A 12,939-nucleotide genomic window follows, 5' to 3' on the forward strand; every position below is an offset into this window, starting at 1 on the left:
ATGTTTTTATTTTTTTTAAGCATGAGCAGCAGATTGACATGATCTATACCGGCTTTCTGCCGGCGGCATGTGGTCCGGTTCTGAATTCAAATATTTCTTCCGGGTACTCTATGCCTGTCAGGAACAGTCCCTGTGCGGGTGCCGAGGTGCCTGCCTTTTGCCTGTCCTGCGCCAGTATTATATCGCGAAAGTGTGCAACATTGATTCTGCCGCGGCCCAGCTCCAGCATCGTGCCCACAATGGCTCTTACCATGTTCCTCAAAAACCTGTCGGCCTTTATCTCAAAAATGACCATTCCGTTATGTTCTTTCCATGATGCGCTGATGATTTTGCAGATATGGGTCTTAACGTTGCTGTTGGACCGGCAGAAGGAAGAGAAGTCACTGTGCCTGATCAGTTCGGTAGCTGCAAGGTTCATTGCATCAATATCGGGAGGCGGGTACAGGTGGTAGCTGGTATCCTGCCTGAAGGGGTTTTTCCTGATACTAATATAATATTTATAGGTGCGTGACCTGGCGCTGAACCGGCTGTGGGCCTTTTCATTCACCGGGAAGATGTCTGATATTGCAATGTCACCGGGGAGCATATGATTAAGTTTACGCACTGTCTCGGCAGTGTTCCCGGGCTTCAGTGACGGCGATTCGAAGTGGGCGGCGAAATAGCTTGCATGAACCCCGGTATCGGTCCGCCCCGCCCCGGTAAGTCTTATCTTCTCCTTAAGCAGAAGCGCCATTGCCTCTTCAATGGTCTGCTGCACACTCCGGGCATTGGGCTGTATCTGCCACCCGCAGTATTCCGTTCCCCGGAAGGAGAGTTCTATGAAATATCTCTGACCCAATTATTATGCATTTTGCCTGGTCGCCGGCCCGGTTATCAACGAACTGCAACCTGTGGAGAAGCAAAGTTAACAATTTTGGGTTGTTTTGGGACTGACAGGTGCGATAGTGCCGTTGAGGATCTTATATTTGTTTTAATATGCTAAATTTGTGTAGATATATACCGTATCGGATAATTAAAACTCCGGACCTATGCAACCCTATTCAACTGCAGTTAAAACAGCGGTTTGGCCGGCTAGCGGATTTTTTGCAGCCGGAAAGCCGTTTGCGGCAGCAACTGCTGTGCTGATAACCATTTTCCTCCTGGTATTCGGGTCTGTTGCCCGGACGCAGGAGTTTGACAATGAATCCCGGTCAGTTTACATACTTGACATAGCCAGGTATGTAAAATGGGAGAATATTGACGATATATCTGTTTTCAGGATAGGTGTCCTGGAGCCTGTGGAGGATCTCTTCCCGGTGATCAGCCACAACGCATCACTCAGGGGCGAAATACAGGGCAGGCCCGTGGAGGTGGTAAGCTTTGAAACCATCGATGAAATTACGCCGGTAAGCCTTCTTTATGTTAACAAGAGGTATGATTACGACATTGCGCTTGTGCTTGCACGCATCAGGGGCAACCATACACTCCTTATAAGCGAGAATTATGAGTTCCACCGGTCTATGATAAATTTCATCGTTTATGATGGCCAGCAGAGGTTTGAGGTCAATGAGGACCGTATGAATGAGGAGGGCCTGCATGTAAGCGAGCTTTTCAGGGAGCATGCCGTGACAACGGAGGCGGACTGGCAGGAGATTTACCGTCTGGTGGAGCTTGAGCTGGAGCAGGAAAAGATACTGGTGCTGGAGCAGAACCGCCTGATAGAGGAGCAGCTTGCCGAAATAGAGATGCAGTCCGAACGTATAGACCAGCAGCGTGACCATATTGAAAGGCAGATGGAGGAGATAGAGCGGCAGGGGGAGCTGCTTGAAAAGCTAGAAGGCGAAATTGCCGCCCGCCAAAGGGAGGTGGAGAGGCAGAACCGGCAGATAGCAGAACAGGGCAGGGAGATAAGTGAACAGATGGAGGAACTGGAAGAGAACCGCCGGGAGTCAGAAAGGCAGAGTGCCATACTTGCCGGTCAGATGGAGAGGATTGACGAACAGGAGAATATGATAGCAGAGCAGGATGTCATCCTGGGCAGGCAGCTTGAACAGATAGAAAAGCAGAGGCTTCTGATATGGTTCTTCATTGTTATGCTGGTATTCATCGCAGCTCTTGCCTATTTCATTTACAAAAGCTACCGCATCAAGAAAGAAGCCAATATAAAACTGGAAGAGAAGAACAGGCTGATTACCAAACAGCGCGATGAGATACAGCAGCAGCGGGACAGCATAGCAGAGCAGAGGGACAGGATAGTCGAGCAGAACAAGCTTATCTGGGATTCAATAAACTATGCCCAGAGGATACAGCGGGCGATCCTGCCCGATGATACCAATTTCAGTGTAATTCTGGATCATTTTTTTATCATGTACAGGCCCAAGGATGTGGTGAGCGGTGATTTTTACTGGGAATCGAAGATTGGCAATGAGGTTATCGTGGTGGCTGCCGATTGTACCGGTCACGGAGTGCCGGGCGCCCTTATGAGCATGCTGGGGGTGACCTTCCTCAACGATATAGTGAATACCCGCAAGATTACCCGGCCTTCCGAGATACTCGACAAGCTGAGGGAGGATGTGATCAATGCCTTTCACCAGCAGGGGAGCCGCAAGGAGGAGATACAGGACGGCATGGACATTGCCGTATGCGCTATCAACCAGGAGAACAAAACAATACAGTTTGCCGGGGCCAACAACCCACTGATACTCATCCGCGGAAGCGAGGCCTTCCAGTACAAGGGAGACAGGATGCCCGTTGCCATAAGCGACAGGATGATGGACTTCAACAACCACATTATTGAGTTGCAGGACAAAGATCAGGTCTACATCTTCTCTGACGGTTATATTGACCAGTTCGGCGGGGATAATAACAAGAAATTCATGCGTAAGAGGCTGGTCAGTCTCCTTATGGAGATCAAGGACGAACCGATGATCAGGCAGAAGGAAATTCTGGTCCGCAGCTTTGATGAGTGGAAAGGTGATAACGAACAGACCGATGATGTGGTTATGATCGGTCTCAGGATATAGGAGCGGGGACTATTTGCATTCCCACCGTGTGGTGCGGTTGCCAATTGTCACATCCTCCTCATCGAGTATCTCCTCCAGCCTGAGGCCCGAATACTTTTCCCATTCCGTTGCGCTATCGAGAACACCATCAACATAGGTGGCTTTCCTGCACATCATTGAGTCCTCCAGTTCGCATGATTTAAACATGAACGATCCGGCTGCGAAAAGAGCGACAAAAAAGAGTGCTGCCAGTTTCTTTGTAAGATTGATTTTTTCCATAACAACTCAGATACAGATAATGTGTATTAGATTGATCAGGCTCGAAAATTAGGGCAATTATGCGAGAAATGCAAAGAATGTTCCGGTTTTCCGTTTGTCTTTAAATGATTAATTTTGCAGTTTTTATTGAGATATTCAATTGATGAATTTGAACAGAGAGACCCGGAGGAGACGGACATTCGGCATTATAAGCCATCCTGATGCAGGTAAGACCACCCTCACTGAGAAACTTCTGCTGTTTGGAGGTGCCATACAGGTTGCCGGCGCCGTGAAATCAAACAAGATCAAGAAATCGGCCGTGAGCGACTTCATGGAGATAGAGCGGCAGAGAGGCATATCGGTTGCCACCTCGGTCATGGGCTTCGAGTACGGGGGTTATAAGGTGAATATCCTTGACACGCCCGGCCACCAGGATTTTGCAGAGGATACATACCGTACGCTGACCGCGGTTGACAGTGTCATAATAGTAATTGATGCAGCGAAGGGTGTTGAAACGCAGACAAGGAAACTGATGGAGGTATGCCGTATGCGTAAAACGCCTGTAATCGTATTTATAAACAAGATGGACAGGCCCGCCCTCGATCCTTTCGAGCTGCTTGACAACCTTGAAAAAGAACTGCAGATCAGCGTCTGTCCGCTCAGCTGGCCGATTGGGAGCGGAGGAGGTTTCAAGGGTGTGTTCAACATGCATGAGCAGAAGCTTGACCTTTTCCCATCTTCAGGTAGTCACCCGGAACAGAAGGATTTTAAGGTAAATGATATCCTTTCGGGGGAAGCGGACAGCTATTTAGGGTCCGGTGCTGCATCACTGAAGGATGATATTGAACTTGCCCTGGCCGGATACCCCCGGTTTGACCGGGAACAGTATTTAGGGGCAGCTCTGGCTCCCGTGTTCTTTGGTTCTGCGCTTAACAATTTCGGTGTCAAGGCTTTGCTCGATTGCTTCCTTGAAATAGCTCCCGAGCCAGGTACCATAAAAGCGGTTGAGAGGGAGGTTCATGCCGGCGAGGATAAATTCACTGGATTCGTGTTCAAGATACATGCCAATATGGATCCCAACCATCGTGACCGGTTGGCTTTTGTGAAAATCTGCTCCGGTATTTTTGAGCGCAATAAGCCTTATCTTCATACACGCACAGGCAAAAAGCAGAAGTTCAGCAGTCCCACTGCCTTCATGGCAGAGCGTAAATCGGTGGTTGATGCGGCATACCCCGGCGATATAATTGGCCTTCACGATACAGGGAATTTCAGGATAGGAGATACTTTGACAGAGGGTGAGGTGCTTAATTTCAAGGGAATACCCAGTTTCTCACCAGAATTCTTCAGGTATGTCGAGAACGCCGACCCCCTTAAGTTCAAACAACTGGCAAAAGGGCTTGACCACCTTATGGATGAGGGCGTTGCACAGTTGTTCGTCAACCAGGTGAATGGCAGGAAGATAATTGGCACAGTGGGACCCCTGCAGTTTGATGTTATCGAGTTCAGGCTAAAGCATGAATACGGGGCTACCTGCAGGTACGAACCTTTGAATATTCACAAGGCCTGCTGGATGGAGAGCAGCAGCCGGGAGCAACTTGACGATTTCAGAATGCGCAAACAGCAGAATATGGCTAAAGACAAATGGGGCAGGGATGTGTTCCTGGCTGATTCGGAATACAGTCTCCAGATGGCAAGAGAAAAATATGACGCCATCAATTTCCATACCATATCGGAGTTCTGATGACGGGTACTGCAAAACGGCTTCGATGCTCTGTCGGATACCTTGCCGGACTGGCAAATGATGATTGTCATGAATTATTTATGTGTACTCGATTATTTTTGCCGGCGTTGTTTTTGCTGCTAAAAAATAAAATCCGGCTGTACACACAACACAAATTTAGTTTTCTAATTATTTTGTACATTTGTTTGACCTTTTTTGGTATATATACTATATTACAATTATAGTCAGGTCATTAATTATAGCAGACAGTAGTAAATTAATTATATAAAAGTAAAATTTCATCCACATGGAAAATAAACTTCAGGAATTAACCGAGAAGATCTATGCTGAAGGGGTCGATAAGGCCAATAAAGAGGCCCAGCAGATTATTGACAATGCCAGGGCCGAGGTTGAGAAGATGCAGGAAAAGGCGCGTGAGGATGCCGGACAGATAATTGAGAAGGCTAAGAAGGAGGCAGAGGAGATTAAAAAGAATGTGAACTCTGAGGTTAAGCTTTCGGCAAGGCAGGCGATTAATACTATCAAGCAGCAGATCACCGGTCTGGTAACGGCAAAGGCTACCGGTGAGAATATAAAGGAGGCTTTTAAGGAGAAGGAATTTCTGCAGAAGATCATCGAAGTTGCCGTTAAAAACTGGGATCCGAAGTCCGGCAAAACTATGGATGTGGCTGTTTTGTTGCCGGAAAAAGACAAAAAGGAGCTTGACGATTATTTTAACAAAAAGCAGAAAGCACTCCTGGATGCCGGACTTGAGATTAGATTTGATGACAGTGTGGTGGCTGGTTTCAAGATAGGGCCCAAAGATGGCAGTTATCAGATCAGCTTTACAGATGAGGATTTTGAGAATTTTTTCAAGAACTACATCAGGCCCCGTACCAAAGAATTGCTATATCCGGAAGAAAAATAGTGCCGGATGGTAGTGTTGCCCGCAACTACTGCTGCGGCAACTGTAACCGGTTTTGGCCGCCACGCCTACGGTTTAATCATTTTTATCAAGTGCTTAATATGAAATTAACCTGTATAATTAAGTAATGTTTGAAAGAAACTACTACTATCTGGTAGCCGGACTGCCTGAAATTCTGATCGACCAGAAAAAACTCAATTTTTCCATAGCCGATTTCAAGGAGGATATGGAGTATCATTTGCACCCTGATGATTTTGGGCTTGTAGAGTTGCTGTTTCTCCCGGCCGATAACAAGAATCTGCTGAACCTTCTGATGAAAACGGGCGGGGAATTTGATAACAGTGGTAAGTATTCACAGGAAGAACTTGAGGAGGAGATCAGAGAGCCGTCGGCTGCGCCCGAATACATGCAACAATTTATTACCGCTTATAAATCAGGGAACTCCGTTTTTGACGGACTTTCGTGGGAAGACCAGCTTACATGGCTTTTTTATGAATACCTGTTGCAATGCCCGAATGCATACTTGCGGGAATGGTTTGATTTTGACCTTAACCTGAGAAATATAGTTGCAGGTTTCAATGTACGAAAGCATAAGCTTGAAGGAGACAAGTTTTTTATAGGAGATAATAGTATTGTTCAGGCGGTCAAAAAAAGTACGCTCAAGGACTTCGGATTGGTTAATGATTTCGGGCCGATGGAAAAGCTCGTAGCAATCCATGAAAATGAAAACCTCCTGGAAAGGGAGATTGCCATGGATAAACTGCGCTGGGAATTTATGGATGAGCTTAACACGTTTAACTATTTCACCATAGAAGTTCTGCTCGCTTTTGTCAAAAAACTGCAGATGATAAATCGTTGGCTTGATATGGATTATGAAACAGGAAAAGAGATGTTCACAAAGCTTCTGGATCAGCTTCAGCAGAGTTATGAGTTTCCCAAAGAGTTTTCGGTAAAACAGGTAAATTGATAATCATACTTTATACACATGAAAGAAAATAATCTAACCAGGGGTAAAGTGACCGGCGTCATAGCCAACCTTGTGATGGTTGATGTTGACGGACCGGTTTCTCAGAATGAAATTTGCTATATCAATCTCGAAAACGTCAAGCTGATGGCGGAGGTCATCAAGGTTATTGAGAACCGTGCCTATATCCAGGTATTTGAGAGCACCAGGGGACTGAAGGTGGACACTGATGTTGAGTTTTCCAGGGGTATGCTCGAGGTAACACTTGGTCCGGGTATTCTTTCCAGGAATTATGACGGACTTCAGCATGACCTCAACAAGATGGACGGGGTGTTCCTGAAGAGGGGAGATTATACCGCCGCGCTGGATGACAAAAAGAAATGGACGTTCAAGCCGCTGGCAAAGAAGGGTGATCAGGTTCTGGCCGGTGACTGGCTGGGTGAGGTGAATGAGAATGAGCAGCCCCACAAGATCATGGTACCATTCAAATTTGCGGGCAAATACAAGGTTAAAAGTGTTGTGGGTGAAGGAGAGTACACTATTAATGACGAGATCGCAGTTCTTACCGACGATAAAGACAACGAGGTGCCGGTTACCATGGTCCAGAAGTGGCCTGTCAAGATACCCATCAAAACCTATAAGAATAAGCCACGCCCCTTCAAACTTCTTGAGACGGGGGTCAGGACCATGGATACCCTTAACCCGATAGTGGAGGGTGGTACAGGGTTCATTCCCGGTCCTTTCGGCAGTGGCAAGACTGTTCTCCAGCATGCAATTTCCAAACAGGCTGAGGCTGACATAGTGGTTGTTGCAGCCTGCGGAGAGAGGGCAAATGAGGTAGTTGAGATCTTTGCGGAGTTTCCGGAGATTGACGACCCCCGGACCGGCAGGAAGCTGATGGAGCGCACCACCATTATTGCCAACACCTCAAATATGCCTGTTGCAGCTCGTGAGGCATCGGTATACACCGCAATGACACTGTCGGAATATTATCGTGCTATGGGACTTAAGGTCCTGTTGCTTGCTGACTCAACATCAAGATGGGCACAGGCCCTCAGGGAGATGTCAAACCGTATGGAGGAGCTTCCGGGCCCGGATGCTTTCCCGATGGACCTTCCGGCAATTATATCCAACTTCTATTCAAGGGCGGGCTTTGTTTACCTGAATAATGGTGAGACCGGCTCCATAACATTTATAGGTACAGTATCACCTGCGGGTGGTAACCTGAAGGAGCCTGTGACTGAATCGACCAAAAAAGCAGCACGCTGTTTCTACGCTCTTTCACAGCAGCGTGCCGACAGTAAGCGTTACCCTGCGATCGACCCGATTGACAGCTATTCTAAATATCTCGAATACCCCGAGTTACAGGATTACATAAAGGAAAAGATATCAGATACATGGGTGGATAATGTGATGCTTGTCAAAAATATACTTATCAGGGGTAAGGAGGCTTCAGAGCAGATCAACATTCTTGGAGACGATGGTGTTCCCATCAGTTACCACCTTGATTTATGGAAATCCGAGGTTATAGATTTCATTATTCTCCAGCAGGACGCATTTGACCCGATCGACCGCTCCTGCCCCTTACCCAGACAGAAGTACATGCTCGATAAGGTGCTTGATGTATACAACACTAAATTTGAGTTTGATAGCTTTGAAGAGGTTAACCCTTATTTCAAGCGGATTATCAACGAACTGAAACAGATGAACTATTCGGAGTTTGAATCTGATCAGTTTAAGAGACACGAAAAAGAATTGTATTATATAATCGACGAAAAGAAATCAGCGTAATGGAAACTAAAGCTTTTCAGAAAATATACACTAAGATAACCCAGATCACCAAGGCAACATGTTCACTGAATGCCGAGGGCGTGGGATATGAGGAACTGGCCTCGGTTAACGGCCGTCTGGCTCAGGTTGTTAAGATACAGGGGCAGAGTGTTACCCTCCAGGTATTCGGAGGCACCGAAGGTATTCCTTCAAATGCCGAGGTTACTTTTCACGGCAGGCCTCCCGTAATAAAGGTGAGTGATGATCTTGCAGGGCGTTTCTTCAATTCATTCGGATTGCCCATAGATGGCGGACCCGAGGTTGAAGGGGAAGAGAGGGAGATCGGCGGGCCCTCCGTAAACCCGGTAAGAAGGAAGCAGCCATCGGAACTGATTGCCACGGGTATAGCCGGCATAGATCTTAACAATACACTTGTAACAGGCCAGAAAATACCCTTCTTTGCCGATCCTGACCAGCCGTTCAACCAGGTTATGGCAATGGTTGCCCTGAGGGCAAAGGCTGACAAGATCATACTCGGCGGTATGGGGCTCACTAATGACGATTATCTCTATTTTAAAAATGTGTTTGACAATGCCGGCGCGCTTGACCGTATCGTCAGCTTTGTAAATACCACAGAGGACCCCCCGGTTGAACGCCTGCTCGTACCCGACATGGCCCTGACAGCGGCCGAATATTTTGCTGTCGACAAGAACGAAAACGTGCTGGTGCTCCTTACAGATATGACGCTGTATGCCGACGCTCTCAGTATCGTTTCAAACAGGATGGACCAGATACCCTCGAAGGACAGTATGCCCGGATCGCTTTACAGTGACCTGGCAAAGCTGTATGAAAAAGCGGTCCAGTTCCCGGAAGGCGGCTCGATCACCATTATTGCGGTTACCACCCTTTCAGGGGGAGATATTACTCACGCAATACCCGACAATACGGGTTATATAACCGAGGGACAGCTTTTCCTGCGCCGTGATACCGAGATTGGCAAGGTTATAGTCGATCCGTTCAGGAGCCTGTCACGCCTCAAGCAGCTTGTGATCGGCAAGAAGACCAGGGAGGATCATCCGCAGGTTATGAACACTGCGGTGCGTCTCTATGCGGATGCAGCAAATGCCCGTACCAAGCTTGAGAACGGTTTTGATTTGACGGACTATGATGAGAGGACCCTCAAATTTGCAAAAGATTATTCAAATAAACTCCTTGCTATTGATGTTAACATTGATACCGAAAAAATGCTTAATACAGGATGGGAACTTTTTAAAGAGCACTTTACCCAGGCCGAGGTTGGTATCCGCAAGGAGATGACGGACAAATACTGGCCGCGTAAAAAATAGTTTAGCGGATTATTGAACTGAAAATACCGATTGCATGGCCATAAAATTTCAATATAACAAAACCTCTCTGCAGGATCTTAACAAGCAGCTCCAGGTCCGGGTAAGAGCCCTGCCTACCATAAAAAACAAGGAAACGGCGTTGAGAATGGAGGTGAAAAAGGCGAAGGATGAGGCCGCAATTCTGGAAAATAAGCTGGATGAAAAGATCAAGGCTTACGATTACATGACCCGGCTATGGTCAGAGTTTGATCCCGGACTGATAACTATAAAGGATGTTGAAGTATCTGTCAAAAAGATAGCAGGGGTAAGGACTCCGGTGCTTGATGACATTATTTTCGAAATAGCCGACTTCAGCCTGATAAATAAACCGGACTGGTACTTTGACGGAATAAAGATACTTAAAGAGCTTGCCCAGGTGGCAATTGAAAAGGAATTTTTCTACAGGAAGATGAAGCTTCTTGACCATGCCAGAAAAAAGACAACCCAGAAAGTAAACCTTTATGAGAAGGTTCAGATACCCGGTTATGAGGAGGCTATACTGAAGATCAAGCGGTTCCTGGAGGATGAGGAAAACCTTGACAAGTCATCCCAGAAAATAGTAAAAACCCGTCAACAGAAAGCAGAGGAGGCACAGATATGATATCACCAATGATCAAATATTCATTTCTGATCTATCACAGGGAATACGAAGATTTTCTTGATGACTTGTGTGAACTGGGTGTAGTGCATATCAAGGAAAGGGATCTTGATGTCAGCGAAGAAATAAGGGAAAAATACCAGTATATCGATAGAGTCGATAAGGCTATCCAATTTCTGAAAGTAAGGGAAAAAGATCACCCTGTTATCGGCGGTCACCTTTATGGAAAGGATGTTTTTGAAGAGATTGTTGAGTTGCGGAGCCAGTCAGAAGGAGTTATGAACAAGTTGAACTCACTCAGAAAGGAGATACATGAACTCTTCCCCTGGGGTAACTTCTCGCCTGATATGATTGACAAACTCAGGAAGGAAGGTGTAATCATCAGGTTCTTTGTTTGTCCTGTACGGAAGTTTGAACAGGAGTGGAAGGAGCAGTATACGATCGAGGAGATAAACGTTCATGGAGGACAAAAACATTTTGTCGTGATTACGAGGGAAGGTGAGGACGTCAGTATTCCCGCCGAGGAGTTTATACCGTCAGGCCGTTCGCTGGCAAGCCTTTGCAAAGAGAAGGACGGGGTGAAGGAGGAGATCGGGGTAATTGAAAGAAGGTATGAAGAGATGGCCAGGATGGATCTGGATGCACTTGAAGATTACAAAAATGAGCTCATCCAGGAGCTTGAATATGAAAAGGCTAATCACAACACATCCAGGGAAGCAGATGATAAGCTTATGATACTTGAAGGATGGGTGCCGCAGGAGAAGGTTGATAAAGTTAACCACTTTATTGAAAATTCAGGAGTTGCCTGTATAACGTCGGAACCGGCCGAAGGAGAAAAGATTCCCGTTAAACTGATTAACAATAAATTCTCCCAGAAGTTTGAAAAAATAGGAGAACTCTATACGCTGCCCGATTATAAAGAACTTGATGTCACGCCATTTTTTGCTCCCTTCTATGCCCTGTTCTTTGGTTTCTGCCTGGGCGACGCCGGCTATGGTATATTACTTGTGACTGCCGCTATAATTGCCAGATTCAAAGTCCGGAAAGAATTTAAGCCACTTGCTGTACTGGTGTCTTATCTGGGCATGGCAACAATACTCTTTGGAATAATAAGCGGCGTCTTCTTTGGTATTCTCCTGTATGAAACCAACCTGCCGGTGTACCGCGACCTTTCGGCAATGCTTGCCGAAAGGGGAACCGATATCAATATGATTTTGTTCTACCTTGCCATAGTTCTTGGTGCTGTTCAAATCATTTTTGGCATGATCCTGAAAGCCGCAAATGAAACAATCCAGTTTGGCTGGAAATTCGCAGTTGGTACTTATGGATGGCTGACACTTATACTCGGAAGTCTGCTTTTATACCTGGTAAGCGTTGCCACCGGAATTTCGATGGAAAGGCTAATGCCTGTTATGTATACCATTCTTGTGGTGAGCGGGATTATGATACTGTTTTTGAATAATCTTTACAGGAATATGCTTACCAATTTCGGGCTGGGGCTTTGGAATACCTATAATATGGCCACAGGCCTGCTGGGAGACCTGCTTTCTTACATTCGTCTTTTCGCCCTTGGAATATCCAGTGCCATACTCGGACTTGTTTTTAATACCATGGCGGTGTCAATGAGTGGAAATATTCCCGTGATAAGCATTATTATAATGGTCTTTATTCTTGCCTTCGGTCACGGCATAAATCTTTTCATGTCAGGGCTTGGTTCGTTTGTACACCCCTTACGCCTTACTTTTGTTGAGTTTTACAAGAATGCCGGTTTTACTGGCGGGGGTATAAAATATAGTCCTTTTAGAAAAACTAATTAGATAATACAATTACTTACACTTAATCTTTATTTATTATGGAACCGATTATTTTAGCTTACATTGGCATTGGATTAATGATTGGCCTTGCCGGATCAGGAAGTGCCATTGGTGTATCTATGGGCGGCAGTGCTTCCATTGGTGCATTAAAAAAGAATCAGGATGCATTTGGTACTTATATGGTGCTTAGTGCGTTACCCGGAACTCAGGGACTTTACGGGTTTATGGGTTATTTCGTTCTGACCGGATATACCGGTTATCTGCCAGATGATATGACTTTTTACTCCGCCGCAACTGTTTTTGGTGCAGGACTCGGACTTGGTATCGTTGGGCTGATTTCGGGTATCCGTCAGGGTCAGGTTTGTGCCAACGGTATAGCCGCAATTGGAGCAGGATATAATGTTTTCGGAAATACACTTATCCTTGGTGTTTTCCCTGAACTGTATGCAATTATTGCTTTTGCTGCTACCTTCCTGGTTAGCGGAGCTATCCTCTAGGCGCCGGAACCAGATCAATACAGGGAC

Annotated in this window: 11 protein-coding genes; 9 read left to right on the plus strand and 2 right to left on the minus strand. The window is 46.2% G+C overall.

Going from position 1 to position 12,939, the window contains the following annotated elements:
• Window positions 1-43 precede the first annotated feature (43 nt).
• Window positions 44-838, minus strand: a complete 795-nt coding sequence (gene truA, locus EA408_05185) for a tRNA pseudouridine(38-40) synthase TruA (protein TVR73235.1) — start codon at window positions 836-838, stop codon at window positions 44-46.
• Window positions 839-1,028: 190 nt separating this feature from the next.
• Between truA and EA408_05190 the strand changes: the two genes are divergently transcribed.
• On the plus strand, window positions 1,029-3,002 hold the full coding sequence (locus EA408_05190) for a DUF4154 domain-containing protein (GenBank protein TVR73236.1): 1,974 nt from the start codon (window positions 1,029-1,031) through the stop codon (window positions 3,000-3,002).
• A gap of 9 nt (window positions 3,003-3,011) precedes the next feature.
• Here the strand turns inward: EA408_05190 and EA408_05195 are convergent, their stop codons facing one another.
• Window positions 3,012-3,260, minus strand: coding sequence for a hypothetical protein (locus tag EA408_05195; GenBank protein TVR73237.1), 249 nt, complete (start codon window positions 3,258-3,260; stop codon window positions 3,012-3,014).
• Window positions 3,261-3,402: 142 nt separating this feature from the next.
• Between EA408_05195 and EA408_05200 the strand changes: the two genes are divergently transcribed.
• The 8 genes from EA408_05200 to EA408_05235 all read left to right on the plus strand — a co-directional run bounded on the left by EA408_05200 (window position 3,403) and on the right by EA408_05235 (window position 12,912).
• Window positions 3,403-4,980: a peptide chain release factor 3 gene (locus EA408_05200; GenBank protein TVR73238.1), complete on the plus strand. Its 1,578-nt coding sequence runs from the start codon at window positions 3,403-3,405 to the stop codon at window positions 4,978-4,980.
• A gap of 286 nt (window positions 4,981-5,266) precedes the next feature.
• Window positions 5,267-5,887, plus strand: a complete 621-nt coding sequence (locus tag EA408_05205) for a V-type ATP synthase subunit E (GenBank protein TVR73239.1) — start codon at window positions 5,267-5,269, stop codon at window positions 5,885-5,887.
• A 124-nt stretch (window positions 5,888-6,011) separates the two neighbouring features.
• Entirely contained in the window at window positions 6,012-6,851 is an 840-nt protein-coding gene (locus tag EA408_05210) for a DUF2764 family protein (protein ID TVR73240.1), read from the plus strand.
• 18 nt (window positions 6,852-6,869) lie between these two features.
• Window positions 6,870-8,639 (plus strand): V-type ATP synthase subunit A, encoded by a 1,770-nt coding sequence (locus EA408_05215; protein ID TVR73241.1) that lies wholly within the window; start codon window positions 6,870-6,872, stop codon window positions 8,637-8,639.
• Window positions 8,639-9,964, plus strand: coding sequence for a V-type ATP synthase subunit B (locus tag EA408_05220; GenBank protein TVR73242.1), 1,326 nt, complete (start codon window positions 8,639-8,641; stop codon window positions 9,962-9,964). The genes EA408_05215 and EA408_05220 overlap by 1 nt, the downstream gene beginning before the upstream one ends.
• A 34-nt stretch (window positions 9,965-9,998) precedes the next feature.
• A complete protein-coding gene (locus EA408_05225) occupies window positions 9,999-10,604 on the plus strand; it encodes a V-type ATP synthase subunit D (GenBank protein TVR73243.1) in 606 nt (201 codons plus the stop codon).
• On the plus strand, window positions 10,601-12,418 hold the full coding sequence (locus tag EA408_05230) for a hypothetical protein (GenBank protein ID TVR73244.1): 1,818 nt from the start codon (window positions 10,601-10,603) through the stop codon (window positions 12,416-12,418). The genes EA408_05225 and EA408_05230 overlap by 4 nt, the downstream gene beginning before the upstream one ends.
• Before the next feature lie 35 nt (window positions 12,419-12,453).
• Window positions 12,454-12,912: a V-type ATP synthase subunit K gene (locus EA408_05235; protein ID TVR73245.1), complete on the plus strand. Its 459-nt coding sequence runs from the start codon at window positions 12,454-12,456 to the stop codon at window positions 12,910-12,912.
• The last annotated feature ends 27 nt before the right edge of the window (window positions 12,913-12,939 follow it).

It is taken from the genome of Marinilabiliales bacterium, from assembly GCA_007695015.1.
Taxonomy (GTDB): domain Bacteria; phylum Bacteroidota; class Bacteroidia; order Bacteroidales; family PUMT01; genus PXAP01.

What these genes read in the sequence shown, in the direction of transcription:
- EA408_05230 (TVR73244.1), top strand. Translation starts at nt 10,601, where the DNA reads ATGATATCACCAATGATCAAATATTCATTTCTGATCTATCACAGGGAA.
- EA408_05215 (TVR73241.1), top strand. Translation starts at nt 6,870, where the DNA reads ATGAAAGAAAATAATCTAACCAGGGGTAAAGTGACCGGCGTCATAGCC.
- EA408_05190 (TVR73236.1), top strand. Translation starts at nt 1,029, where the DNA reads ATGCAACCCTATTCAACTGCAGTTAAAACAGCGGTTTGGCCGGCTAGC.
- EA408_05225 (TVR73243.1), top strand. Translation starts at nt 9,999, where the DNA reads ATGGCCATAAAATTTCAATATAACAAAACCTCTCTGCAGGATCTTAAC.
- EA408_05195 (TVR73237.1), bottom strand. Translation starts at nt 3,260, where the DNA reads ATGGAAAAAATCAATCTTACAAAGAAACTGGCAGCACTCTTTTTTGTC.
- EA408_05235 (TVR73245.1), top strand. Translation starts at nt 12,454, where the DNA reads ATGGAACCGATTATTTTAGCTTACATTGGCATTGGATTAATGATTGGC.
- EA408_05200 (TVR73238.1), top strand. Translation starts at nt 3,403, where the DNA reads ATGAATTTGAACAGAGAGACCCGGAGGAGACGGACATTCGGCATTATA.
- EA408_05205 (TVR73239.1), top strand. Translation starts at nt 5,267, where the DNA reads ATGGAAAATAAACTTCAGGAATTAACCGAGAAGATCTATGCTGAAGGG.
- EA408_05220 (TVR73242.1), top strand. Translation starts at nt 8,639, where the DNA reads ATGGAAACTAAAGCTTTTCAGAAAATATACACTAAGATAACCCAGATC.
- EA408_05210 (TVR73240.1), top strand. Translation starts at nt 6,012, where the DNA reads ATGTTTGAAAGAAACTACTACTATCTGGTAGCCGGACTGCCTGAAATT.